We start from the raw sequence: 24,356 nt of genomic DNA, 5'->3' as shown, positions 1-24,356 counted from the left end.
CCGGGCGCCGTCTAGAGTCGGACCATGACTGAAGCCGAAGCCGGATTGCTGGCGCCGCCCAGCGGAGACCCCACCGCGTCGCTGATCGAACTGTTGGACCTTGGCGAACTCGAGGGCGCGCGGACGGACGAGGACATCTTCCTGGGTCCCTCGCAGCAGCAGCCGCACCACCGCGTGTTCGGCGGCCAGGTGCTGGCCCAGTCGCTGGTAGCGTCCATCCGGACCGTTGATCCGGAACGGTTCGTCCATTCCATGCACGGTTATTTCCTGCGGCCCGGCGACGCCAACAAGCCCATCACTTTCGGGGTGCAGCGGCTGCGTGACGGCAGGTCATTTTCCGCCAGGCGCGTCCACGCGTACCAGGACGGCGTGCCCATCCTGTCCATGATTGCCTCGTTCCAAGGTGAGGACGAAGGAATCGAGCACTCCGCGGCCATGCCGGCCGGCATCCCCGACCCCGAATCGCTGCCCAGCACCGCAGACCTGCTGGGCAAGTTCGACCATCCGGTGGCCCGGCACTGGGCCTACGAGCGCCCCTTCGACATTCGGCATGTCGACCCGCCGCTGTACGTGTCGGCGAACGGGCCCCGGGAGGCCCGCAACGCCGTGTGGATGAAAACGTTCGGACCGATGCCGGACAACCCCAACCTGCACCGCGCCGCCCTGGCCTACGCCAGTGACTACACCCTCCTCGAATCGATCCTCCGGCGGCACGGCCTCAGCTGGATCACCCCCGGCATGAATGTTGCCAGCCTTGACCACGCCATGTGGTGGCACCGTCCGGCCCGGGTGGACGAATGGCTTCTGTACGTCCAGGAGTCCCCCAGTGCGCAGGGAGCCCGGGGCCTGGCCACCGGCAGGATCTTCAGCCGTGACGGGCAGCATGTGGCGTCGGTGGCCCAGGAAGGCATGGTGCGGATCCCTTCGGGCCCGGACCTCCAGCAGGCGCCGTAGCCGGCGTCCCTGCGCCTACCGCGGCAACGGTGCGCCCGTGCGCACTGAGGAGACGACGTCGAGGACGGCCTGCGTGGTGCCCGCTGCGTCTTTTTCTACTGCAACGAGTGATTCGTGGGATGCTTCGCTGATGGTTCGGTGCTGACTGTTCGTGGACAGCGTGGCGAGTTCTTCCTGGTCTGCCAGGTGTTTGCCGTCGCTGCCTGATCCGGCGGTCAGGACGACCAGGGGCTTGTCACCAAAGCCGCGCAGCGATGCTGCTTCCTTCATCGAGTCGTTCGCCCGGACGTACTCCTCCAGTGTGCTGCGCAGGTTCCTTGGTGTGGAAATGTTGGCGCGGACCTCGTCGCGTGACCGCGGCGGGAGGGTGCCGACCTCGAGCGGCGCATAGAGCCGGGCGAGACCGAGCCGGGCCGGTGTCGAGAGCAGGACGCAGAGGCGGTCCACCGGGTCGTAGGAGCCTGGGGCGGCGCGTGGCGCCGGCGGCTGGATGGGGCCGCCTGCGGGTGCGGTGGAGTCCACGAGGACCATTCCCGCGACCTCCCCGGGATAGCGGGCGGCGTAGGTAAGGACGTAGAGGCCGCCGAACGAATGGCCTGCCAGGACGTAGGGTCCGGGGACATCCGCTGCCTGCAGCAGGGTGTGAAGGTCGGTGGCTATCTGCGTTGCGTCCTGGTCGGTGTCCGGCTGGCCGCTCCACCCCCGGCCCGCACGGTCATACACGCACACCCTCGTGTCCCTGGCCACAGCCGCCGCAATCCATCCATGGTTCGAGGAGATCTCGCCGGCGCCCGGCTGGAGCACCACGGTGGGGCTGCCCGAGCCTGTGCAGTTCAGGTGCAGGCTGTATCCGCCGACATTGACCAGCCGGCCAGGCACGGGGAAGGCCGCTGCATCCGCCTGGGCACCAATGGTCTGGTACGCACCGCCCAGGCAGGCGAGGGCCAATACCCCGATCACCGGGTAGAGCAGCCAGCGGCTCCGGCTGTGCAGCCTCCTTCTGGCCTGGATGACCATCCAGGCCGCCAACACCAAAAGGGCCGGGGGCCATACCCAGCCGAGGACTTGGTCCGCTGGAGAACCGAACAGCACCAGGAGGAGGCCTCACACGCCCATGAAGAGCGCCGGGACCACCGCCCAGAGTTGCGGCTGCGCGGTGAAACGAACGGAGAGGAAAGCCAGCAGGGCCCACCCGAGGGCGAAGCCGCAGAGGACGGCCCCGGTGACTTCGCTTTCCTGGTTCCGGATGAAGGGCGCAAGCGCAAGCAGGAGGGCTGCCAGGAACCCTGCGGCCAGGGAGACGCCGACTATCCAGCCGATGCGTCCCCCGGGCCGTGGGCGGCCCACACTGCGGCCGTTGCCGGCCGGTTGTTCCATGGGTGCAGGAGTTTGTGGGGTGGTGGCCACGGCGGGCTCGATTCCATCAACAGCGGCGCCGCGCGGACAGCTGTCTGCTCGGGTCATGCGGTGCCAACACCTCTGACGTTAGGCGTGTCCGCCGGTACCGGCTGGGGCCTTAAGGCCTGTATTCCTGCCGCTTTCCCTGACTGCACGGACGGCTGGTCGGGCGGTCAGGGAGAGGGGCAGTGCGGGAGGGGGCGGCCCGGAGGTGGCTGCCGCATGGCCTGCTTAAACACGGGAGGCCGGCAGCGTACGTGATGTGATCACGCACGCTGCCGGCCTCCCAGTGCCTGCTTATGCCGAAGCGGCCTGCCGCTAGTCGCGGGTCAGGCGGCGGTGCGTGACCCGGTGCGGCTTGGCGGCATCGGGACCGAGGCGCTGAACCTTGTTTTCCTCGTAGGATTCGAAGTTGCCCTCGAACCAGTACCACTTGGAGGGGTTCTCGTCGTCACCTTCGTAGGCAAGGATGTGGGTGGCCACACGGTCCAGGAACCACCGGTCGTGCGAAACCACCACGGCGCAGCCGGGGAATTCAAGCAGGGCGTTTTCCAGGCTGCTGAGGGTTTCGACGTCGAGGTCGTTGGTGGGCTCGTCGAGGAGCAGCAGGTTTCCGCCCTGCTTCAGGGTCAGGGCCAGGTTCAGCCGGTTCCGCTCACCACCGGAGAGCACGCCGGCTTTCTTCTGCTGGTCCGGGCCCTTGAAGCCGAAGGCTGCCACGTAGGCGCGGGACGGCATTTCGACGTTGCCCACCTGGATGAAGTCGAGTCCGTCGGACACCACTTCCCAGAGGGTCTTGTTGGGGTCGATGCCGCCGCGGCTCTGGTCGGCGTAGGAGATCTTGACGGAGTCGCCGATCTTCAGTTCGCCGCCGTCGAGCGGTTCCAGGCCCACGATGGTCTTGAACAGGGTGGACTTGCCCACGCCGTTGGGGCCGATGACGCCGACGATGCCGTTCCGGGGAAGGCTGAAGGACAGGCCGTCGATCAGGACGCGGTCGTCAAAACCCTTCTGGAGGTTCTTGGCCTCCAGGACCAGGCCACCCAGGCGCGGTCCCGGCGGGATCTGGATTTCCTCGAAGTCCAGCTTGCGGGTCCGGTCTGCTTCCGCAGCCATTTCCTCGTACCGGGCCAGGCGGGCCTTCGACTTGGTCTGGCGGCCCTTGGCGTTGGAGCGGACCCAATCGAGTTCCTCGGCGAGGCGCTTGGCCTGCTTGGCGTCCTTCTTGCCCTGGATCTCGAGGCGGGCACGCTTCTTCTCCAGGTAAGTGGAGTAGTTGCCCTCGTACGGGTACAGGTGTCCGCGGTCCACCTCGGCGATCCATTCCGCCACGTGGTCCAGGAAGTACCGGTCGTGGGTAACGGCCAGCACGGCGCCGGGGTAGCTGGAGAGGTGCTGCTCCAGCCACAGCACGCTTTCGGCGTCCAGGTGGTTGGTGGGCTCGTCGAGGAGCAGCAGGTCCGGCTTCTGCAGGAGGAGCTTGCACAGGGCGACGCGGCGGCGCTCACCACCGGAGAGGTTGGTGACATCGGCATCCGCCGGCGGACAGCGGAGCGCGTCCATGGCCTGTTCGAGCTGGGAATCGAGATCCCACGCATCGGCAGCGTCGATGGCTTCCTGGAGCTTGCCCATTTCCTCGAGGAGGGTGTCGTAATCGGCGTCCGGGCTGGCCATTTCCTCGGAAATCTCGTTGAAGCGCTGGATCTTGCCGTAGATCTCGCCAACGCCTTCCTGGACGTTGCCCAGCACGGTCTTTTCCTCGTTGAGGGGCGGCTCCTGGAGCAGGATGCCCACGCTGTAGCCGGGGCTCAGCCTGGCTTCACCGTTGGAGGGGGTATCCAGCCCGGCCATGATCTTGAGGATGGTGGACTTACCGGCACCGTTCGGGCCCACAACACCAATCTTGGCGCCCGGGAAGAAAGACATGCTTACGTCATCAAGAATGAGTTTTTCGCCAACGGCCTTGCGGGCCTTGGTCATTGTGTAGATAAATTCCGCCATGGTCTCAAATCTAGTGGGTTGGCGGGCAGATCTCACATTTGCTGCGGGAAGACCGGCGGGTTCAGGACCCTACGAAGCACTTGCCGCTGGCCAGAACCGGGAGGACGGTGACAGTCACGGCACCTTCCCGCACCTGCCCGATCACGCAGTCGCTGCCCTGCAGTACTGCGGCTTCGATGGCGTCCGCCTCCAGCCCTGTGGGCGTGCGGCTTTGCGAGACCTGCAGGGCGGCCGGGGCGATGCCCGCCCCGGTCAACGCGTCAGTGACCTGCGCGGTGGCCGGCTTCGGGGTTCCCGCCGCCAGGGTGGACAGGGTGTCTGTAACCGTCCGCTTCACCGTGTCGGTGGCAGTAGCCGCCGACGCACCGGCCGGCGTTGCGCCCAGTGGATCTCCTGTTGAGCCCGTCGCCTGCGGGGACGCTCCGGATACCGCGGCCGCCTGGCCTTGTGGGGCGGCAGGGGATTCCGGTGCTGCCGAAGACCCGTTCGTGTTTCCGGATGCCGGCTGGTTTGCTGACCCGCCGGCACCACAGCCGGCCAGGAGAACAAAAAGGACACCGCATGCCAGCACTGCTCCTGCAGCACTGCCCTGCCGGCTGTTGGGGGTGGGAAGCATGGTGCCATTGTGCCATGCCGGCCGGGACAGCCCGGTCCAGGACGGGCGCTCTGCCACGGTCCCGTGGGGCATGCAGTGGTTCCGGAATTGGCGGGCGGACGGAGGACGGCCGGGGGTGCCGCCCTCCGTCCGCCCGGGACTGAACGGGACTGAACGGGACTGACCGGGACGCTGCTGTCTGGCAGGTGCTTCCCTCAGACCTCGGCGAGCTCCCCTGTCTCCAGGTCCAGCGAGGCGGGGCTGCCGTCGCTGTCTTCGATGATGACGGCGGGTTGGCCCGGATCGTCCGGATGTTCGTTGTCCCGGTCCTCCGGTTCATCGTCCGGGAACTGATCCATTGCAGCCGCATCCGGGGCAGGCGGCTGCTCCACCAGGGAGAGCGCGGGCCTGGCAGCAGTACGGATGAAGTTGGCCGACCCGAAAGTGAGATCGTGTCCGACGGCCTCAGCGTCAATGATGGTGGAGTGGTACACCCGCCCTTCCTTTTCCCAGGTCCGGATCTTCAGCTTGCCCACCACAATGACGGGTTGCCCCTTCCTGATGCTGCAGCCGAGGGTTCCGGCAAGGTTGCGGTAGCCCTGGACCGTGAACCAGTTGGTGTGTCCGTCGCCCCAGGTCTTGGATGCCTGGTCGAAACGGCGGGCGGTGGAACCGAGCCGGAAGGAGGCTGTTGCCACTCCCCCCGGCGTGGTGGAACTTGTTATCTCCGTGGCCACGAAGCCCCGGATGGTAATGGTCGTGTCGCTCATGTCTACGTCCTGTCTGGATGGTGGCGCCCTTAGCAGGCATGACCAGCATGGCGCCGGGACGGCAGGGGGCAGGAGTCCCGGTTCTCCCTATGTGGACAACGCCGGTGCAGGCAAAGCCTGTGGAGGGGCAGTGGGGCCGGATGACGCCGCCGGCAGCCCGGGCAATGTAGACTTTTTGAGGCGCCGGCCGGAAGGCCGGAAACCCATGCCTCAGTAGCTCAGGGGATAGAGCAGCGGCCTTCTAATCCGCCGGTCGGGGGTTCGATTCCCTCCTGGGGCACGTGCGGAGGACGCCCCGGTCTTTGCACCGGGGCGTCTTTTGTTGCCTGCTAGGCCTGCAACCGGTGCGGCGCGTCGATGAGGGATCTGACAACGCTGCCGGCGGCTCCCAGCAGGGCGCCTGGTTCACCCACAGCCGACACCGTCACCTGGTCGGGCCCGAACTTCCCCGGCGCATATTTCTGCAGGCTCTTCAGCAGCGGGACGCGGAGCCAGGGTTCCAGGACGGCGAAGTGGCCGCCCAGGACCACTGATTCGACATTGACCACGCGCGCCGTGGAGGCGAGCGCAATGCCCAGGCAGCGGCCGGCGCGCTCGACGGCGGCGACAGCCTGGGGCTCGCCCGCTTCCAACGCCTGCAGGAGCAGGGACACGGCCGCAGAGCGCGAAAGACCGCCGGGGGCCAGGCCGGCGGCGGCGACAATGGCGTCCTGGCCGGCCACGGTTTCCAGGCAGCCTGTTCCCCCGCATGAACAGCGGCCGCCGTCGGGGTCCACCACGATATGGCCCACCTCGCCCGCATGCCCGCCGGGTCCGGTGAAGAGTTCGGAGCCGATGACAATGCCACCGCCGACACCCACCTCACCGGAGACGAAGAGGAAGGTGGAGGCGCCGTCCGGCCGGTGACGCAGTTCTGCCAGCGCGGCGGCGTTGGCTTCGTTGAAGAGTGCGACGCCCAAAGGTGATTCGGGCAGCAGGGCGTCGGGATCGAGGTCCACGTTGGCCCAGCCCAGGTTGGGGGCAGTCAGCACCCGCGACCGTGCGGGGTCTACGAGTCCGGGCACGGCCAGGCCTCCGCCCAGGACCTCGATACCCCGCTCCCCCGCAGCGCTCCGCACCTTGGCGGCGAGGACCGCGAGCGCCGCCAGCACCGGCCCGTCCGGGCTGTTGCGGTTGTCGCGTTCCTGCACTTCCCGGATAAGGACGGTGCCTGCCAGGCCGACCGCAGCGGCCGAAATGTAGTCGACGTTGATCTCCATTCCCATGACGGCACGGCTGGGGCTGAGCTCCAGCCCCACCCCGGGACGGCCGCGGCCTTGCGGGTTCAGGCCGATTTCGCGGATGATCCCGGTGTCCAGCAGGTCGAGGACCAGGCTGGACACCGACGCCTTGGTCAGTCCCGTGGCGGCCGCCACCTGCGCGCGGCTGGGATTGAGGCCGGGAGGGAATTCGGCGATGGCACCAAGGACCAGGGCGAGGTTGCTGCGGCGCACATCGCCCACGTTCCCGGGGGCGCCTCCGGGCATGGGCGCTGCGGGCACCGGCATTACCATCACAAACCTCCCGGCTGGACATCCCTCAATTTTCGGGTTGTTTCGAGCTGACCCTTGACCCCACCCTACGTCGGCTCATAAAGTTCAGGCAATGAACTAAAGCTTCGCAATCCCGCGGAGCGCTGATCGCAAGGACGCATCATGACTCTCTCCCCCACTCCCGACGACAAGTTCACGTTTGGCCTCTGGACGGTCGGCTGGACCGGCGCCGACCCGTTCGGTGTGGCCACCCGCAAGGCCCTTGACCCCGTGGAAGCCGTGCACAAGCTCAGCGAACTGGGCGCGTACGGCATCACCTTCCACGACAACGACCTGGTCCCGTTCGACGCCTCCGCCTCCGAGCGGGAGCTGATCCTGAAAAACTTCCGCTCGGCGCTGGCGGAAACCGGGCTGAAGGTTCCGATGGTCACCACCAACCTGTTCAGCCACCCTGTCTTCAAGGACGGCGGCTTCACGTCCAACGACCGCTCCATCCGCCGTTTCGCCCTGTCCAAGGTCCTGCGGAACATCGACCTTGCCGCCGAGCTCGGCGCCGAAACGTTCGTCATGTGGGGCGGCCGGGAAGGCAGCGAGTACGACGGGTCAAAGGACCTCGCCGCTGCCCTGGACCGGATGAAGGAAGGCGTGGACACAGCGGCGGGCTACATCAAGGACAAGGGCTACAACCTGCGCATTGCCCTCGAGCCCAAGCCGAACGAGCCCCGCGGCGACATCTTCCTGCCCACCGTGGGCCATGGCCTGGCCTTCATCGCCCAGCTTGAGCACGGCGACATCGTGGGCCTCAACCCGGAAACCGGGCACGAGCAGATGGCAGGACTGAACTTCACCCACGGCATCGCCCAGGCCCTCTGGGCGGGCAAGCTCTTCCACATCGACCTCAACGGCCAGCGCGGCATCAAGTACGACCAGGACCTGGTCTTCGGCCATGGCGATCTGACCAGCGCCTTCTTCACTGTGGACCTGCTCGAAAACGGCTTCCCGGGCGGTGGCCCGAAGTACGACGGCCCGCGCCACTTCGACTACAAGCCCTCCCGCACCGACGGCTACGACGGTGTCTGGGAATCCGCCAAGGCCAACATGGCGATGTACCTGCTCCTCAAGGAACGCGCACTGGCCTTCCGCGCAGACCCCGAGGTCCAGGAAGCACTCAAGGCATCCGGCGTCTTCGAACTCGGTGAGCCCACCCTCACCGCGGGCGAGACCACCGCCGACCTGCTCGCGGATGCCGCCTCGTTCGAGGACTTCGACGCCGACAAGGCCGCCGAACGCTCCTTTGCCTTCGTCCGGCTCAACCAGCTCGCCATCGAACACCTGCTGGGATCCCGCTAGGCCATGGTGCTCGTTGCAGGCATCGACAGCTCCACCCAGTCCTGCAAAGTCGTCATCCGTGACGCGGGCACGGGAGCACTGGCGCGGCAGGGCCGTGCCAGCCATCCTGAAGGCACGGAAGTCCATCCGGACCACTGGTGGACGGCGCTGCAAAAAGCGGCGGCCGACGCCGGTGGGCTGGATGACGTCGCCGCGGTCTCCGTCGGGGGCCAGCAGCACGGCATGGTCTGCCTTGATGCGGACGGTGCCGTGGTCCGGCCGGCGCTGCTGTGGAATGACACCCGCAGCGCCGGCGCAGCGGCGCAGCTGATTGAGAGCGCGGGCGGTGGCGATCCCGCCGCCGGCGCCCGCTACTGGGCCGGCGCCACGGGCACGGTCCCAGTGGCCTCGCTGACCCTGACCAAGCTCCACTGGCTCGCGGCCAACGAACCGGACAACGCGGCAAAAGTAGCCGCCGTGTGCCTTCCCCACGACTGGCTGACCTGGCGGCTTGCCGGTTACGGCCCCGGCAGCGGCAAGGACGGCCTGGCCGCGCTTGCCACTGACCGCTCAGACGCCTCGGGAACCGGGTACTACTCGGCAGCGGAGGGTGCTTACCTCAACGACGCCGTGTCCGCGGCCCTGGGGCATGTCCCGGTCCTGCCGAGGGTGCTGGGCCCCCTTGAAGCGGCAGGACGGACGCCCGCGGGCAGCCTCCTGGCCGCCGGTGCCGGTGACAATGCGGCCGCCGCCCTGGGTGCCGGCGCAGGATTAGGTGACGTCGTGGTGTCGCTGGGTACCTCCGGGACCGTGTTTGCCGTTTCGGAGACGCCGGCGGCGGATGCCTCGGGACTGGTGGCCGGATTTGCCGACGCAGCAGGGCATTACCTGCCCCTGGTCTGCACCCTGAATGCCACCTTGATTTTCGATGCCACAGCCGGGCTGCTGGGCGTGGACCTGCCGGAGTTCAACCGGCTGGCCCTGTCGGCAGCACCCGGAGCGGGCGGCCTGACTCTGGTCCCATACTTCGACGGCGAGCGCACGCCCAACCTGCCGGACGCCACGGGATCGCTGCAAGGCATCACCCGCGCCAACTACACCCCCGCCAACCTGGCGCGTGCCGCCGTCGAAGGCGTGGTCTGTTCCCTGGCGGACGGCCTGGCGGCACTACAGGCGCAGGGGGTTGCCGCCCGGCGGATCCTGCTGGTGGGCGGGGGCGCCCAGTCCACCGCCGTCCAGGAAGTTGCGGCAGCCCTGCTGTCAGCCCCCGTTACCGTTCCCCAGCCCGGGGAATACGTGGCCGACGGTGCGGCCCGGCAGGCCGCCGCGGCACTCACCGGACGCTTCCCTGCCTGGGCGGCAGACGCCGTCGACCTTCCAGAGGGGAAGGACGACGCCGGCGTGCTGGCGAGGTACCGCCGGTTCGCCGCGCTGTACGCCTAGGGACGGGGACAAGCAGTACGAGGAAGAGAGAGCGCAAAGAAAGGACCCGGCCCGGCGGTGGTCACCACCGCCGGGGCGGGTCCTTCCATGTGGTGCGCGGGCTCCTGCCGTGACGTAGCGGGAACCCGCGGGTCTGTTGGGTCCGGGCCACTCAGGCGTACGGGAGGACGAGCTCCGCGTAGCGTTCCTTGACCGTTGCCAGGACAGTGTTGCCGTCCGTGTCCCAGATCTCCTGGTTGAAGATCTCCACTTCGATATCGCCCGTGTAGCCGGCGTCGCGCACCCAGGTGCTGATCGTGGCGAAGTCCACCACGCCGTCGCCCATGTATCCGCGGGAGAGCAGGGGATCGGCGGCGATGGGCATGGTGAAGTCGCACACCTGGTAGGAGGCGATCCGGTGTTCCCGGCCGGCGCGTTCGATCTGCCCCTTCAGTTCCGGGTCCCACCAGACGTGGAAGGTGTCGACGGCGACGCCAACCGTTGCGGCGTCGAACGGTGCGGCGAGGTCCAGGGCCTGGCCAAGGGTGGAGATCAGCGCACGGTCCGCGGCGTACATCGGGTGCAGCGGCTCAAGGACCAGGCGGACCCCGTTTTCCTCCGCAAACGGGACGAGGTCGGCAAGACGGTCAGCCACGCGCTGCCGGGCGGCCACCACGTCCTTCTCACCCGGGGCCAGCCCGCCCACCACCAGGAAGAGTTCCCGGGTGTCCAGGGCCACGGCCTCAAGGATGGCGGCGCGGTTGTCGGCGAGCGCGGCGGCCTGGCCGTCGGCGTCGGCGGCGGTGAGGAAGCCGCCCCGGCACAGCGAGGAAACGCGCAATCCCGCGTCCTTGATCAGGCGTGCTGCCTTGTCCAGCCCGGCCTCCTCGACGCGGTCGCGCCATGGGCCGATGGCAGGAATGCCGGCTTTGACGCAGCCCTCCACCACTTCGGCGAGGGTCCACTTCTTGGTGGTGGCGCTGTTGATGGACAGGCGGGAAAAGTCGCTCATACTCCCACCCCGTTGATGCGCAGGTAGTCGGACATCCGGAAGGCGGCCAATGCGGGATCCTTGAGCAGGCCTGCCTTGTCTGCCAGTTCGAAGGTCCGGGCCAGGTGGCACACCGAACGCCCGGAATGCAGGCCGCCCACCATCTGGAAGCCGGGCTGCTTGCCGTTGAGCCACGACATGAAGGCGATGCCGGTCTTGTAGTAGAACGTGGGGGCGCTGAAGATGTGCTTGCCCAGTTCCCGGGTGGAGTCAAGGATTTCCCGCGCCTTGGCGGCGTTTCCGGCGTCGTAGTTCTGCAGGGCCACGGAGGCTGCAGGGTAGATGGCCGCGAAGATACCCAGCAGGGCGTCGGAGTGGTGCGTGCCGTCGCCGTCGATGAGCTCCGGGTAGTTGAAGTCGTCACCGGTGTAGAGGCGGACCCCTTCGGGCAGTGCCGCACGCAGCGCAACCTCGTGGCCGGCATCCAACAGCGAGACCTTGACGCCGTCCACCTTGTCCGCGTTGTCCCGGATGAGGCCGAGGAAGGTGTCGGTGGCGGCGGCAACGTCGTCGGAGCCCCAGTAACCGGCCAGCGCGGGATCGAACATGGTGCCCAGCCAGTGCAGGATGACGGGCTGGTCCACTTCCTGCAGCAGGGTGGAGTACACCGCCAGGTAGTCCTCGGGCACGCGGGCTGCCTTGGCGAGGGCCCGGGATGCCATGAGGATGACCTTGGGACCGGCCTCGCTGATAACGGCGATCTGTTCGCGGTAGGCCTCGAGCACAGCCTTGAGTCCGGCTTCGCCGGTGGGCACCGTGTCAAGGTCGAGCTGGTCGGTGCCGGCGCCGCAGGAGACGAGGTCACGGACGGATTTTCCGGCGGTGGCCGGGTTGCCGGCGGACACCACCGAGGCGGCTTCCACACCGGTGCGCTTAATGAGCTGCTGTGTGGCGGCCCAGTCCAGGCCCATGCCGCGCTGCGCGGTGTCCATGGCATCGGCAACGCCCAGGCCGTAGGACCACAGCTCGTGCCGGTACGCCATGGTGGCGTCCCAGTCCAGCCGGGCAGGGGCGCCGGGTGTGTTGTCGGCCAGCACCTCGGGGATGACGTGGGCGGCCGCGTAGGCGCGGCGCGCGGTCAGCGGGGCCGTGGGGCGGGCCCAGGTGGTGCCGCCCTGCAGGCGGTACTCCCTGGTGCCGCCGTCTTCGGAGGGAAGGATGAGGGAAGTCATTAGAGCGTGATCTCCGGGATGTCGAGGGTGCGGCGTTCGGCGCTGGACTGCAGGCCAAGTTCGGCGAGCTGGACCCCGCGGGCCGCGGAAAGCAGGCCGAAACGGTGTTCCCGGCCTGCCACGACGTCGCGGAGGAATTCCTCCCACTGCAGCTTGAAACCGTTGTCGAGTTCGGCGTTGGCGGGAACGTCCTGCCACTGGTCGCGGAAGGATTCGGTGACGGGCAGGTCGGGGTTCCAAACGGGCTTGGGGGTGTGGGCGCGCTGCTGGGCGACGCACTTGTTCAGGCCTGCCACGGCGGAGCCGAGGGTGCCGTCCACCTGGAATTCCACCAGCTCGTCCCGGTACACGCGCACGGCCCAGGAGGAGTTGATCTGGCCGATGACCTCGTCGCCGCCGGGGGTCTCGAGCTCGAAGATGCCGTAGGAGGCGTCGTCCGCGGTGGCCTTGTATTCCTTGCCTGCCTCGTCCCAGCGGGTGGGGATGTGCGTGGCGGTCTTGGCGTTGACGCTCTTGACCTTGCCGATGATGCCTTCCAGGACGTAGTTCCAGTGGCAGAACATGTCGGTGGTCATTCCGCCGCCGTCTTCCTTGCGGTAGTTCCACGACGGCCGCTGCGCAGCCTGCACGTCGCCCTCGAAGACCCAGTAGCCGAACTCTCCCCGAATGGACAGGATACGGCCGAAGAAGCCTTCATCCACCAGGCGCCGCAGCTTGACCAGGCCGGGGAGGTAGAGCTTGTCGTGCACGACGCCCGCCGTGACGCCGGCTTGCTTGCCGATGCGGGCCAGCTCGATGGCCTCCTCCAGCGTTTCCGCCGTGGGCTTCTCGGTGAAGATGTGCTTGCCGGCCTGCATGGCCTTCTTCAGCGTGGCGGCGCGGAGGCTGGTCATGGAAGCATCGAACACGACATCGACTGTGGGGTCGTTGATCACGGCGTCCAGGTCGGTGGTCCATTCGGCGACCTTGTGCTTTTCGGCGAGCTCGCGGATCTTGGCCTCGTTGCGGCCCACCAGGATGGGCTCGACCTGGACGCGGGTCCCGTCCTCGAGCGTGAAGCCGCCGGCATCGCGGATGGGCAGGATGGAACGCAGCAGGTGCTGGCGGTAGCCCATCCGGCCGGTGATGCCGTTCATGGCAATGCGGATTGTTTTCGTTTCGAAGCCCATGTGTCCTCCACGGTGAGTGAGCAAGTAACTCAAGCTAACTGGGAAAGCGCATTCCCACTGCTTCTATGATGCACGGCGCGCTTGCGGTTGGCAAGCGCTTTCCGGAAGTAGTTTGAACTGACATAATGTGCAGAGGCCTTGAGTTCCCCCGAACCGCAGGAGATGAAGTGGCTGCAAGTACCCTTACCGAGGTGGCCCGCCTGGCCGGCGTCTCCCCCGCTACCGCGTCGCGCGTGCTGAACGGGTCAGCGCGCAAGCCTGGCAAGGACATTGCCGAGCGGGTCCGGCAGGCAGCGGACTCCCTGGGTTACATTCCCAATGCCCAGGCCCAGGGGCTGGCGAAATCCAGCTCCGGCCTGATCGGCCTGATCGTCCATGACATCGCCGACCCCTACTTCGCAGCGATTGCCAGGGGCGTGCAGGAGGCTGCCCGGGAGCAGCGCAAGATGGTGCTGCTCGCCACCACCGGCGGCGGCCCTGCCGAGGAAAAGGAAGCGGTGGCCGCATTCGCGGCCCGCCGCGCCGACTCCATTGTGATTGCCGGCTCGCGTTCGTGCCGGGATGAAGACGCCGAGGGCAACGCCGAACTCGCGGCCGAACTGGACCGGTACTGCCGCAACGGAGGCCAAGTCGCCGTTGTGGGGCATCCGGTGGTGGGGGCCGCCGCGCAGGAGGGCTACCACGTACTGAAGGTTCCCAACCAGGAGCTGGCCGGGCAGCTCGCCACCGAACTTGCCGCCGGTTGGGATGGAGAATTCGTGATCGTGGCCGGGCCCGAGGGGCTGCTGACCTCCGATGACCGCGTCCGCGGCTTCCAGGAAGGCCTGGAGCAGGCCGGGCACCGGGCGGCAGAGGTGCTGCGGACCACCTTCAACAGGTCCGGCGGCTACGATGCAGGCCTGCAGCTGGCTGCACGGATCACGGCGGCGGCCTCCGGGGGCGCGGCCGCGCCGAAGCTGTGCATTTTCGCCGTCAACGACGTGATGGCCATTGGGGCCGCAGCGGCGCTGCGGTCGGAAGGGCTGCGCATCCCCCGCGACGCCGCAATTGCCGGCTTTGACGACATCGAGACCCTCCGCGATTTCCGCCCGGCCCTGTCCACGGTCCGCCTGCCCCTGGAGGACATCGGCCGGCTGGCCACCCGGGCCACCGGCCGGCACCAGGACAACGGCGACGACGACGGAGCGTCCCCTGGCGGGATCTCCGGTGAGGTCACGCTGCGGCGCAGCACGGAGCAGGCGGCATGACGGGCCCGCGTGGACTTACCGCTGTTCCGGCCCGCCAAGACGGCGGGGCGCCCGGGCGGCGCCCTGCTGTCCTGGTCCTTCCGGGTGGAGGCTACGCCCGCCAGGCGGACCATGAAGCGGAACCGGTGGCCGAATGGCTCGCCTCGCTGGGCATCCATGCTTTCGTGCTCCGCTACCGGGTGGCCCCGGACCGGCACCCGGCCCCGTTGACGGATGCCAAGGAAGCCATGCTCCACATCCGCGGCGGGCAGCACGGTCTCGAGGTGGACCGGGATCGCGTCGGCGTTCTGGGCTTCTCGGCGGGCGGCCATCTGGCGGCGACCCTGGCGACGGCAGCAGCCACCGGCAACGCGGACCTGGACGTGCCCGGGGCCGTTCCGGACCTTTCGGTACTGTGCTACCCCGTGGCGTCCCTGACGCATGAAACGCACCAGGCATCGCTCGCGAACCTCCTCGGCGACGCGCCGTCGCCGGACCTTGTCCAGGCCCTCTCAGCGGAACTGAACGTCACGCCCCGGACGCCGCCGGCGTTCGTGTGGCACACCGCGGACGACGACGCCGTACCGGTGGGCAACAGCCTGAACTACGCCAGGGCACTCATCGCCGCCGGTGTGCCGGCCGAACTGCACATCTTCCCGGAAGGGCGGCACGGCCTGGGCCTGGCAGCGGACGAACCCGGCCCCGCGCAATGGACCGGGCTCTGCGCCGCATGGTTGCACCGTGCGGGATGGGCGGACTCCCCCGCAGTTACGCAGGCGGCCACAGGACGCATCGGCTAGCGCACGGCCCTGATGGTCCAGGAGGCGGAGTGGGAGCCACCCGGCTGCAGGTGGACCACGTCCGTGCCTGAGTTCAGGGCGTCCGGCGGGCAGGTCATCGGCTCAACGGCCAGGCCCAGCCGGTCCGGGCCCACAGGCTTGTCCCCGGTGTGCACCTGGACCCAGGGCCATTTCTTTCCCCACTCCAGCTCAACACCCGTTCCCGACGGATCCAGCACCCGCACCCGTGCCGTCCCGCCGCTGTCCCGGCGGAGGTCCGTGAACGCGTGGTCGATCCTGACTGCACCCAGCCGCCGGGGGGCCCGGAAGTCGAACGGGTCCCCGTCCACCGGCCGCATACCCACCGGTAGCAGCCGGTCCGGCGTGACCTCCAGGTAGGCCTCGGCCGGCAGCTCCAGCGACCATTCGTCGAGCGGGGACGGGCCGGCCACCAGATAGGGATGGGGGCACACGCCGTAGGGTGCGGACGAGGGGCCGGCGTTCACCGCCTGGACCGTGCCGTGGAAGCCGTCGTCGGAGAGCCGGTAGCTGACCGTGAGTTCCAGGTCGGTGGGGTAGTCCGGGCCGGCAGGGATGCGGCACCCCAGGACAGCGTGGCTGGAGCCTGCCTCCAGCACCTCCCAGGCCTGGTGGATGGCCAGTCCGTGCAGTGCTGCGGCCCGTTCCGGTTCGTTGACTGCGGCAGCATAGGACGTGCCGAGATAGGTGTAGGTGCCGTCGGCAAGCCGGTTGGGCCACGGTGCGCAGATGACGCCCCGGTAATCGGGGACCGGACCGTCCGGGCCAAAACCCACCACCAGGTCCCTGTTTCCGTAGCGCAGTTCGCGCAGCGCCCCGCCGCGGGGGGTGACGGTGGCGTTGTAGGATCCGCGGGCAAGCTGGATATCGGTTCCGGACATGGGTCCCCTTTGACTATTGCGGTGTTAGCGCTCATCAGCGTACCTCACCGGATGGCACTGCTGGCTAGAGTAACCCCATGGAAGACTCCGCCGATCACGCCCTGATCAGTGCCCTGAGGGAAGCCCTGGGGAAGCGCGCCGATCCGGTGCGCGCGGCGGGAGCCCAGGCGTACATGAAGTCTTCCCTGCCATCGCTGGGCGTCCGGGTTCCCGAGGTCCGGCACATCGCCGCGTCAGCGGCCCGGGACTTTCCGCCCGCATCCGCCGGGCAGCTGCAGGCCACGGTACTGGAGCTGTGGCGCAGCTCCGGCTTCCGCGAGGAGCGGTACGCCGCCATCGACCTGACGGCGCACCGTCTCGTCGCCGGCGACCTTGCAATGCTGCCGGTATACGAGGAAATCATCCGCACGGGCGCCTGGTGGGATTATGCCGACGGGGTGGCTGGCCGTTTGTGCGGCCTGCTGCTGGCGCACCCCCGGGAGATGTCGGCGGTGCTTCGGCGCTGGAGCAGGGATCCGCAGCTGTGGATCCGCAGGGCTGCCATCACCTCGCAGCTCAAGGCGAAGAAGGCGACCGACACGGCCCTGCTTGCAGCCGTCATCGAGCCGAACATGGCAGATCCGGAGTTCTTCATCCGCAAGGCGATCGGCTGGGCGCTGCGTGAATACGCCAAGACGGATCCGGAGTGGGTCAGTGTGTTCGTGGCGCGGCATTCCGGCGAACTGAGTCCCCTGTCCACAAAGGAAGCCCTGCGCAGGATCGCCGGCGTGGGGCAGCAGCTGCGAACTAGATGACCGGGCGTTCGACGACGGGCTGGTGGGTCTTGCGGAACAGCCGCCGGGTGCCCGGATCCCAGAAGATCAGGTACAGGGCGAAGAGGAGGGCCGTCAGGGCGGCGGCCACGCGGGCAAGGGCAAGGGCGAAGCCGAGGTCCTGCGTCTGCAGGTAGGGGAAGACATCCAGCTGGTCCGAGATGGCATAGATCATGAAGAAGGACACCACGAAGTACAGGGCTTTGACCTGCCAGTCATTCCTGATGCCGGTCACGGCAAAGAGCGGTATGAGCCACACGACGTACCAGGCCTGGATGATGGGGGCCAGCAGGACCACGGCCGCCAGGGCCAGCGTAAGCCGGCGCATGAGCCGGTCGTAGTCACCCTTGAAGATCTGCCAGGCGACCATGCCCACGGCAAGCAGCTTCCCGGCGTCGAACACCCAGCCCGCGGGGATGGAACCGTCCAGCCCGAAGGCGCTGGCGAGGGAGTCCACCACCATGCCGATCAGGCCAACCGGGGCGTACCAGATCGAGATGCTGCCGGGAGCGGAAAGCCCGTTGATCCAGCCGAAGCCGAAGCCGTTCACCATGCTCATCGCCGTCAGGACTCCCAGGCAAAGCCCGGCCGTCAGGGCCCAGAACGCACCCTTCCGCAGCCACCCCGCCCCCTTTCCTGCCCACAGAAGGCCGATGAACGGCAGGAAGACGATGGTGATGGGCTTAACCGCGATGGAGAGTGCCACCAGCACGATGCCGCGCACCTCGCGCCTGGTGGCGGAGTAGTAAAGCCCGGCCAGGGCCAGTCCAATCATCAGGGAGTCGTTGTGGACGCTGGCGATGAAATTGGTCAGGAAGAGCGGGTTGGCCACCGTCAGCCAGAGGGCCCGGTGCGGGTTGACGCCATGGAGTTCCGCGAGCCGGGGAACGTAGATGACGCAGAGCACCACGCCGGCCACTGCCACCAGCCGGAAGAGCATGACACAGGCCTCCGGCTGGACGTTGGTGATCCAGACGACGAACTGCTCGATCCAGAGGAACAGCTGCCCATAGGGAACCGGGGCCTCGGTCCACATCTTGTCGGCCCCGAGCTGGAAGTAGTTGGAGAGGGCGGAGATGCCGTTTTCGTAGGGATTGAAGCCCTCCACCATCAGGCGTCCCTGCCCGATATAGGCATAGACGTCACGGCTGAACAGCGGCACGCTGAACATCATGGGCAGCCCCCACGCCGCCAGGGCCGCCAGTGTTGCCCTGCGCGCCTCCAGCCCCCACACCCTCACCTTCTGGCCCAGCCGAAGCCAGGCACGCACCAGCAGCATGCCGCCGACAGCCACCAGGACAATGGACAGGGCGACACCCGGGGCCTCGGTGCGCATCCAGATGAAGAGCGGCATCCGCCGCAGTTCCGAGACCGGGGCCAGCCAGCCCACCCCGAAGGATCCAATGAGCATGAATACGGAGCCCAGGAAACCGGCCAGCAGGGATGACCGCGGATTGTCCACCTCGGCACTGCCTGCCCCGGCGATGCCCGCCGCCGCCAGTTCGCCCGTTGCGGGCCGAGGCGCCGTCATTTCAGGAACGTCCAATCGTCTTGCGTCTCCGCGGTTTGCCCGGCGGGACACGCGGCCCGGCCGGGGCATGGTTCAGGGCGGAAGTGCGACCCGCCGCGTATCCGAAATCCTAGCATCGGCCGGGCGCCCGGGAGTGTAACGGTAGGCTGGACCGGTGCCTATATCTAACGAACGAATCGTCTGGATCGACTGCGAAATGACCGGCCTGGACATCAAGAACGACGCCCTCATCGAAGTGGCAGCCCTGGTCACCGATTCAGAACTGAACATCCTCGGCGACGGTGTGGACGTGGTCATCAAACCCGATGATGCAGCCGTGGCCCAGATGTCCGACTTCGTCCGCGACATGCACACAAAATCCGGGCTGCTGGCGGAACTTCCGCACGGCAAGACCATGGCGGAGGCGGAAGCAGCCGTCATGGAGTACATCTCGACCTGGGTTCCGGATCCCCGCAAGGCACCCCTGGGCGGAAACTCGGTGGGGACGGACCGCGTCTTCCTGTCCCGCGACATGCCCGCCGTGGTGGAGCACCTCCACTACCGGGTCATCGACGTCAGCACCATCAAGGAACTGTCCCGCCGCTGGTACGCGCGGGCATACTTCCAGTCGCCCGCCAAGAAGGGCGGCCACCGGGCCCTGGGCGACATCAAGGACTCGATCGACGAACTGCGTTACTACCGTGAAGCGGTGTTTGTCCCCTCCCCCGGCCCGGACAGTGCCACGGCGCAGAAAATCGCGAAGGGAATCACCGGCGCCGGACCCGGCGGGCAGCCCGGCGAGTAATCTGCGCCACGTTTGCACAAATTTTTCCCGCAAATCACCAAAAGTGGACAAAGCACCCCTGTTGAGCAGGTAAGCTATTTGAGTTGCGTTTCCGGGGAGCCGCTAAGGCGGAAATCCCCTGAGGCACATGGTGGGCGTAGCTCAGTTGGCAGAGCGCCTGGTTGTGGTCCAGGAGGTCGCGGGTTCAACCCCCGTCGCTCACCCTCACGGGGCGGCACATGCAGCCGTCAACAAAGGAGGCCGCACCGGATATCCGGTGCGGCCTCCTTTGTTGTGCCCCACGGGGCACGTCCACACGAGCCGGGGACACCGCGAAAGCCGAAGGACTACTGATATGACTGTTCTGCCGATCACCATTTGGGGTGAGCCCGTCCTCCACCGGCGTGCCGCCGAGGTGGAAGTTTTCGACGACGAACTCCGCACCCTGATTGCCGACATGTTCGAAACCAACGAAGCCGCGAACGGTGTGGGACTCGCCGCCCCGCAGGTTGGCGTGGGCAAGCGGATCTTTGTCTACAAGTACGCCAATGATGATGGCGCTCCCCCCGCCGGGGTCCTGGTGAATCCCGTCCTGACCCTGTCAAAGGTCTCCGGCGCCGCTCCGGACCCCGATGAGGAGGAAGAGGGCTGCCTGTCCTTTCCAGGCGAGCAGTATCCGCTGAAGCGTGCGGAATGGGCACGCGTTGAGGGTTTTGACGGGTTCGGCCATCCCGTGAAGTTCGAGGCAACGGGCTGGTTTGCGCGGGTGATCCAGCACGAGTACGACCACCTGGACGGCAAGTTGTACGTCAACCGGCTGATTGACCGCTACTCCCGCAAGGCCATGAAGCAGGCAAAGAAGAACGGATGGGGTGTGCCCGGGCTGACCTGGATGCCCGGCGTTGATCCGGACCCGTTCGGGCACTGACCGCGACCTCCCGGACGAGCCTTTCCCCGGATCTCCGCGGGTCAGCCGGCGGCGTGGGCGGGCTGGACTCTGATGGTCGGCTGCTGGGGGCAGGTGGAGAGGACCTTCTTCATGGCGTCCTTTTCGGCTGCCGTGACCCACAGCCCGTAGGCGGACTTCACCGAGATCTGGCGGGCCACGTAGTGGCAGCGCAGGGCCGTATTCTTCGGCAGCCAGGTGGCAGCATCTCCGGCACTTTTTTGCTGGTTCGCTGCACCGTCCGCCGCGATGAGGTTCAGGGGGTCGTTCGCGAGGCTCTGCCGTTGCACTGGGTCCAGGCCCTGCGCCCCTTTTTGCCAGGCGTCGCCCAAAGCCACCACATGATCGATCTGGACCTCACGGCTGCTGTCCTGGCCACGGCGGAAGTCGATGTCCCGGCCGGTATAAGGTTCGCGGAAGTGCCCGGCCGTAACCTTGCAGGTGGAGCCCTCGGAAAAGACCACGCCGGCCAGGTCGCGGCGGAGGATGTCATTGCGGGTGTCGCAGCCGTTCCGGTCCACGTCGAGCCAGGCCTGGCCAAAGGCCTCCCGGCTGTAGCCGGTGTTCGGGGCTCTGCCCTTCACTGCCAGGCCGTCCAGGGCCGCGAGGGCGCTGCCCTCCGGCACCGGGCGGGGCTCCTGGACCGGTTTCATCCACGCACTGTCGAAGACGGGGGCCTCCGTTGGCCCGTCAGGCCGGGCGCCCGCTGCGCCGAACTGGCCGGAGGTAAAGAACCAGAAGAGAACGGCAAGGATACCGGCAGCAGCGGTGCCGAGGAATGCCCAGGCCTGCCGGGAACGTCGCCGGGTGCGGCGGTAGGCGGACCATTTGATGCTCATGGCGCTGACGCCGGATGGGGAATGTCGGGCACCCCAAGAGCCTAGGACAAAGCGATGCCCCGGCCGCTGATATCCACACTGTTGAGGACGAGTGATGGGTCACACGGCCGGGGCTGCATCCTGGCTTATTGCTCCCTGGTGACCCGCCGGAGGTCTTCCTCGGCGATGGCCAGCAGCCCCTCAAGCTGGCGCACGCGGTCCTCGCTGACGTCTCCGGTCTTCTGTGCCGCGCGGGCGTGCTCAAGCAGACGCACCGCTTCCTTGTGGTTGGCTTTCGCCACGTCCAGGGCGTGTTCGAGGGTTGTTTCGTGCTGAAGTGTCGATTCGTTGTCCATGCCACCAGTGTGGTACCGATTCCCGGCTGATTCCAGAGAACCAGCCGGGAATTCGCCGAACGTGTCGGAACCGGTCAGACGGCAATTGCGGCGAGTGCCGCGGCACTTTCCTTGGCAGGGAAGGACGGCGGGTTCACGCCGGCCATCTCCTCCATCACGCGCACCACCTGGCAGCTGTAGCCGAATTCGTTGTCGTACCAGACGTACAGGACCAGGTTCTTGTCGGTGGAGACCGTGGCGAGGCCGTCAACGATGCCGGCGCGGCGGGAGCCCACGAAGTCGGTGGAAACGACCTCGGGTGAATCGATGTAATCGATCTGCTTGCGCAGGTCCGAGTGCAGCGACATCTCGCGCAGGTAGTTGTTCACCTCGTCCTTGGTGGTGCCGTTTTCCAGGCTGAGGTTCAGGATGGCCAGCGACACGTCCGGGGTGGGGACGCGGATGGAGCTGCCGGTGAGCTTGCCCAGGAGTTCGGGCAGGGCCTTCGCCACTGCCTTGGCGGCACCGGTTTCGGTGATGACCATGTTCAGGGCAGCGGACCGGCCGCGGCGGTCACCCTTGTGGAAGTTGTCGATCAGGTTCTGGTCGTTGGTGAAGGAGTGGACGGTTTCCACGTGGCCGTGCACCACGCCGAACTTGTCGTTGATGGCCTTCAGGACCGGGGTGATGGCGTTCGTGGTGCAGGACGCGGCGGAGACGATGCGGTCCGAGTCGGTGATGTCCCGGTGGTTGATGCCGTGGACGATGTTCTTCAGCTCGCCCTTGCCCGGTGCGGTCAGCAGGACCCGTGCCACGCCCTTGCTCTGCAGGTGCTGGGACAGGCCTTCGGCATCGCGCCAGCGGCCGGTGTTGTCCACCACGAGGGCGTCGTTGATGCCGTAGGCGGTGTAGTCGATGGTGGCGGGGTCGTTGGAGTAGATGACCTGGATCTGGACGCCGTTGGCCGTGATGGTGTTGGCGGCCTCGTCGATGCGGATGGTGCCCTCGAAGGAGCCGTGGACGGAGTCGCGGCGCAGCAGGCTGGCGCGCTTGGAGAGGTCGTTGTCGGAGCCGCGGCGCACCACGATGGCGCGCAGGCGCAGGCCGTGGCCGCCACCGGCCTTTTCGATGAGGAGGCGGGCCAGGAGCCGGCCGATGCGGCCAAAGCCGTAGAGCACGACGTCGGTGCTGGTGCGGTCGTCGCCGCCGCGCTTGCCCACGATGTCGGCGAGTTCTTCGCGGAGGAACTCCTCCAGGGTGGCGCCGTTGCCTTCTTCCTTGAACTTCTGGTTCAGGCGGGCGATGTCGATCGCGGCTGCACCGAGTTCGAGTCCGGCCAGGGTGTTCAGCAGGGGCGCGGTTTCCTCCAGGAGCAGTTCATCCTTGCTCATGCGGCGTGCAAAACGGTGCGCCTTGAGGATGTTCATGGTGGACTTGTTGATCAGGCTCCGGCCGTGGATGCTGGTCACCACGTTGTTTTCGCGGTACAGCCTGCCGATCACCGGGATCATGGCCTCGGCGAGGGCCTCCCGGCCCATCCACGTATCAAGACAAGAATCAGACGTCTGGCTCACAGAAATACCTTCCTCGGTTCAGCCGTGTACGTCCTCGTACACAGATGTAGGCCACCTGATGATGTCCAGGGGCACCGGCGCCTGCAGGGATGGCCCCCAGGCACCTGGATCGCGTGCAAAGAAAAACCGCCGGTTGCGAACGCAACTTTCGGCGGTAGAACTCCTGCGTCCGGAATCCATTCTAATTTGGCCAGGTGCAGGGAACACGCTTGCGCTGCGTGAAATCACTCACACGGGCGCCTGGGCCGGTGGGCGGTCGTTCGTCAGTTATGAAGGGCTGAATAGAGATTCAGGCTTCCGGAGAAAACGAGCCAGGAGAAGTAGGGCAGCACCAGGATCCCGGCGGCGGCGTCCACGGGCCCGAACCGCAGAATGAGGAATGCCAGGGTTGCCGTGAGGACGCAGATCACCAGGAACGCAGTCCAGAGGGCTGCCGTGCCGAGCATGGGGTACATGGCGAAGAAGGCCACCGGCCAGGCAGTGTTCAGCAGCAGCTGGACCACGTACCCGGCACGGGCGCCACCCGTCAGTCCGCCTTTGCGCCACACCAGCCAGGCCGCTGCGGCCACCCCGGCGTAGAGAAGCATCCAGGTGGTCCGGAACATCCACGACGGCGGCATCCACGGCGCTTTCACGGAGCCGGCGTACCAGCCGTTCGAATTCAGGATGATGGGAACCGAGGCGAGGGTCCAGGCCGCGGCGGACAGCGCCAGGAATCCGGCGAGGGCGATGATCTGGGAACGGAAACCGGGGAAGCCGTTGGGGGCTGCTGGATGCGTGTCAGGAATTACGGGCACGGTACAGCATCGCGAACACAAAGCCCAAGGTCAAACGGGGGTGGTGGATGGGACAGCCGGTACGCCGGGTTCTGTTCTCCCTGCCGTTGCCGGCCATGGGAGCGACGGCCATCCATCTACGAGTACCGTTGCCGGCACCCTCCAGCGGCCTACCCGGACACTCGGGCGGGCAGCCCTCAAACGTGTCCTGTCTGGCCTTGCTCCGGGTGGGGTTTACCTAGCCTTCCCGGTCACCCGGGAAGCTGGTGGTCTCTTACACCACCGTTTCACCCTTACCTGCCGCCCCGGCCGGAGCCGGAACTGCAGGCGGTCTGTTTTCTGTGGCACTGGCCTGCGGGTTACCCCGAGTGGGCGTTACCCACCACCCTGCCCTGCGGAGCCCGGACGTTCCTCGAGCCACTTGCGTGGCGCGCGGCCGTCTGGCTGTCCCATCCGCGTCAAGTCTACCGGCGCAGGCCGCCG

At 67.2% G+C, this 24,356-nt stretch carries 23 protein-coding genes, 2 tRNA genes and 1 other RNA gene; 10 read left to right on the top strand and 16 right to left on the bottom strand.

Annotation, left to right across the window (positions count from 1 at the left end):
* Positions 1–24 precede the first annotated feature (24 nt).
* The gene (locus RM50_RS06220; RefSeq protein ID WP_043450974.1) at positions 25–954 is read left to right on the top strand and encodes an acyl-CoA thioesterase; all 930 of its coding nucleotides are present in this window, start codon (positions 25–27) and stop codon (positions 952–954) included.
* 15 nt (positions 955–969) lie between these two features.
* Here RM50_RS06220 and RM50_RS06215 read toward each other — a convergent pair whose 3' ends face one another.
* From RM50_RS06215 to RM50_RS06200, 5 genes are all read right to left on the bottom strand, one after another.
* Positions 970–1,971 carry an alpha/beta hydrolase gene (locus RM50_RS06215; RefSeq protein ID WP_052260001.1) on the bottom strand — a complete coding sequence of 334 codons (1,002 nt, stop codon included), beginning with the start codon at positions 1,969–1,971 and terminating at the stop codon, positions 970–972.
* An 87-nt stretch (positions 1,972–2,058) separates the two neighbouring features.
* Positions 2,059–2,418 (bottom strand): hypothetical protein, encoded by a 360-nt coding sequence (locus RM50_RS20975; RefSeq protein WP_205622234.1) that lies wholly within the window; start codon positions 2,416–2,418, stop codon positions 2,059–2,061.
* Positions 2,419–2,670: 252 nt separating this feature from the next.
* Positions 2,671–4,353 carry an energy-dependent translational throttle protein EttA gene (gene ettA, locus RM50_RS06210; RefSeq protein ID WP_043450973.1) on the bottom strand — a complete coding sequence of 561 codons (1,683 nt, stop codon included), beginning with the start codon at positions 4,351–4,353 and terminating at the stop codon, positions 2,671–2,673.
* Positions 4,354–4,414: 61 nt separating this feature from the next.
* Entirely contained in the window at positions 4,415–4,969 is a 555-nt protein-coding gene (locus tag RM50_RS06205; RefSeq protein WP_043451143.1) for a DUF6993 domain-containing protein, read from the bottom strand.
* Positions 4,970–5,163: 194 nt separating this feature from the next.
* Entirely contained in the window at positions 5,164–5,718 is a 555-nt protein-coding gene (locus tag RM50_RS06200; RefSeq protein ID WP_043450971.1) for a single-stranded DNA-binding protein, read from the bottom strand.
* Between the two features lie 207 nt (positions 5,719–5,925).
* On the opposite strand from RM50_RS06200, the gene RM50_RS06195 reads away from it, so the two are divergent.
* Positions 5,926–5,998, top strand: a tRNA-Arg gene (locus RM50_RS06195).
* A 49-nt stretch (positions 5,999–6,047) separates the two neighbouring features.
* Here the strand turns inward: RM50_RS06195 and RM50_RS06190 are convergent.
* A complete protein-coding gene (locus tag RM50_RS06190; RefSeq protein ID WP_043450970.1) occupies positions 6,048–7,271 on the bottom strand; it encodes an ROK family protein in 1,224 nt (407 codons plus the stop codon).
* A 141-nt stretch (positions 7,272–7,412) separates the two neighbouring features.
* Between RM50_RS06190 and xylA the strand changes: the two genes are divergently transcribed.
* Together xylA and RM50_RS06180 are read left to right on the top strand one after the other, a co-directional pair.
* Positions 7,413–8,600, top strand: a complete 1,188-nt coding sequence (xylA, locus tag RM50_RS06185; RefSeq protein ID WP_043450968.1) for a xylose isomerase — start codon at positions 7,413–7,415, stop codon at positions 8,598–8,600.
* Between the two features lie 3 nt (positions 8,601–8,603).
* Entirely contained in the window at positions 8,604–10,022 is a 1,419-nt protein-coding gene (locus RM50_RS06180) for an FGGY family carbohydrate kinase (RefSeq protein ID WP_043450966.1), read from the top strand.
* Between the two features lie 151 nt (positions 10,023–10,173).
* On the opposite strand, the gene RM50_RS06175 is transcribed toward RM50_RS06180, so the two are convergent.
* Genes RM50_RS06175 through RM50_RS06165 form a run of 3 tightly spaced genes read right to left on the bottom strand, consistent with a single transcriptional unit; the run spans position 10,174 to position 13,393 of the window.
* The gene (locus RM50_RS06175; protein WP_043450965.1) at positions 10,174–11,013 is read right to left on the bottom strand and encodes a sugar phosphate isomerase/epimerase family protein; all 840 of its coding nucleotides are present in this window, start codon (positions 11,011–11,013) and stop codon (positions 10,174–10,176) included.
* Positions 11,010–12,224, bottom strand: coding sequence for a dihydrodipicolinate synthase family protein (locus RM50_RS06170; protein WP_043450964.1), 1,215 nt, complete (start codon positions 12,222–12,224; stop codon positions 11,010–11,012). The genes RM50_RS06175 and RM50_RS06170 overlap by 4 nt, the downstream gene beginning before the upstream one ends.
* The gene (locus tag RM50_RS06165) at positions 12,224–13,393 is read right to left on the bottom strand and encodes a Gfo/Idh/MocA family protein (RefSeq protein WP_043450963.1); all 1,170 of its coding nucleotides are present in this window, start codon (positions 13,391–13,393) and stop codon (positions 12,224–12,226) included. Before RM50_RS06165 ends, RM50_RS06170 begins: the two co-directional genes overlap by 1 nt.
* A gap of 167 nt (positions 13,394–13,560) precedes the next feature.
* On the opposite strand from RM50_RS06165, the gene RM50_RS06160 reads away from it, so the two are divergent.
* Both RM50_RS06160 and RM50_RS06155 read left to right on the top strand, forming a co-directional pair.
* Positions 13,561–14,640 (top strand): LacI family DNA-binding transcriptional regulator, encoded by a 1,080-nt coding sequence (locus RM50_RS06160; protein ID WP_043450961.1) that lies wholly within the window; start codon positions 13,561–13,563, stop codon positions 14,638–14,640.
* Positions 14,637–15,419, top strand: a complete 783-nt coding sequence (locus RM50_RS06155) for an alpha/beta hydrolase (RefSeq protein ID WP_043450960.1) — start codon at positions 14,637–14,639, stop codon at positions 15,417–15,419. Before RM50_RS06160 ends, RM50_RS06155 begins: the two co-directional genes overlap by 4 nt.
* Here the strand turns inward: RM50_RS06155 and RM50_RS06150 are convergent.
* Positions 15,416–16,318 (bottom strand): aldose 1-epimerase family protein, encoded by a 903-nt coding sequence (locus RM50_RS06150; protein ID WP_043450959.1) that lies wholly within the window; start codon positions 16,316–16,318, stop codon positions 15,416–15,418. The genes RM50_RS06155 and RM50_RS06150 overlap by 4 nt on opposite strands.
* Positions 16,319–16,395: 77 nt before the next feature.
* Here RM50_RS06150 and RM50_RS06145 point away from each other — a divergent pair, with 77 nt between their 5' ends.
* Entirely contained in the window at positions 16,396–17,112 is a 717-nt protein-coding gene (locus tag RM50_RS06145) for a DNA alkylation repair protein (RefSeq protein ID WP_043450957.1), read from the top strand.
* Here the strand turns inward: RM50_RS06145 and mptB are convergent.
* Positions 17,105–18,661: a polyprenol phosphomannose-dependent alpha 1,6 mannosyltransferase MptB gene (mptB, locus tag RM50_RS06140; protein ID WP_205622233.1), complete on the bottom strand. Its 1,557-nt coding sequence runs from the start codon at positions 18,659–18,661 to the stop codon at positions 17,105–17,107. The two genes, RM50_RS06145 and mptB, sit on opposite strands and share 8 nt — an antisense overlap.
* 154 nt (positions 18,662–18,815) lie before the next feature.
* Between mptB and orn the strand changes: the two genes are divergently transcribed.
* The 3 genes from orn to def all read left to right on the top strand — a co-directional run bounded on the left by orn (position 18,816) and on the right by def (position 20,352).
* Positions 18,816–19,445: an oligoribonuclease gene (gene orn / locus RM50_RS06135; protein WP_082006999.1), complete on the top strand. Its 630-nt coding sequence runs from the start codon at positions 18,816–18,818 to the stop codon at positions 19,443–19,445.
* A 130-nt stretch (positions 19,446–19,575) separates the two neighbouring features.
* Positions 19,576–19,648, top strand: a tRNA-His gene (locus RM50_RS06130).
* A 131-nt stretch (positions 19,649–19,779) separates the two neighbouring features.
* Positions 19,780–20,352 (top strand): peptide deformylase, encoded by a 573-nt coding sequence (gene def / locus RM50_RS06125; protein ID WP_043450955.1) that lies wholly within the window; start codon positions 19,780–19,782, stop codon positions 20,350–20,352.
* Positions 20,353–20,393: 41 nt separating this feature from the next.
* Here the strand turns inward: def and RM50_RS06120 are convergent, their stop codons facing one another.
* The 5 genes from RM50_RS06120 to rnpB all read right to left on the bottom strand — a co-directional run bounded on the left by RM50_RS06120 (position 20,394) and on the right by rnpB (position 24,325).
* Positions 20,394–21,209 carry an HNH endonuclease family protein gene (locus tag RM50_RS06120; protein WP_043450954.1) on the bottom strand — a complete coding sequence of 272 codons (816 nt, stop codon included), beginning with the start codon at positions 21,207–21,209 and terminating at the stop codon, positions 20,394–20,396.
* Between the two features lie 125 nt (positions 21,210–21,334).
* The gene (locus RM50_RS06115) at positions 21,335–21,544 is read right to left on the bottom strand and encodes a hypothetical protein (protein WP_043450952.1); all 210 of its coding nucleotides are present in this window, start codon (positions 21,542–21,544) and stop codon (positions 21,335–21,337) included.
* Positions 21,545–21,618: 74 nt separating this feature from the next.
* Positions 21,619–23,097 carry a glyceraldehyde-3-phosphate dehydrogenase gene (locus RM50_RS06110; RefSeq protein ID WP_082006998.1) on the bottom strand — a complete coding sequence of 493 codons (1,479 nt, stop codon included), beginning with the start codon at positions 23,095–23,097 and terminating at the stop codon, positions 21,619–21,621.
* Between the two features lie 263 nt (positions 23,098–23,360).
* Positions 23,361–23,894, bottom strand: coding sequence for a TspO/MBR family protein (locus RM50_RS06105; protein ID WP_043450950.1), 534 nt, complete (start codon positions 23,892–23,894; stop codon positions 23,361–23,363).
* A 44-nt stretch (positions 23,895–23,938) separates the two neighbouring features.
* An RNA gene (gene rnpB, locus RM50_RS20185) (RNase P RNA component class A) lies at positions 23,939–24,325 on the bottom strand.
* Positions 24,326–24,356 lie beyond the last annotated feature (31 nt).

It is taken from the genome of Pseudarthrobacter phenanthrenivorans (genome assembly GCF_000813845.1).
In the GTDB taxonomy this organism is placed as follows: domain Bacteria; phylum Actinomycetota; class Actinomycetes; order Actinomycetales; family Micrococcaceae; genus Arthrobacter; species Arthrobacter phenanthrenivorans_B.
Note: the sequence above shows the minus strand (reverse complement) of the source record. Positions and strands in the feature narration are given on the sequence as shown.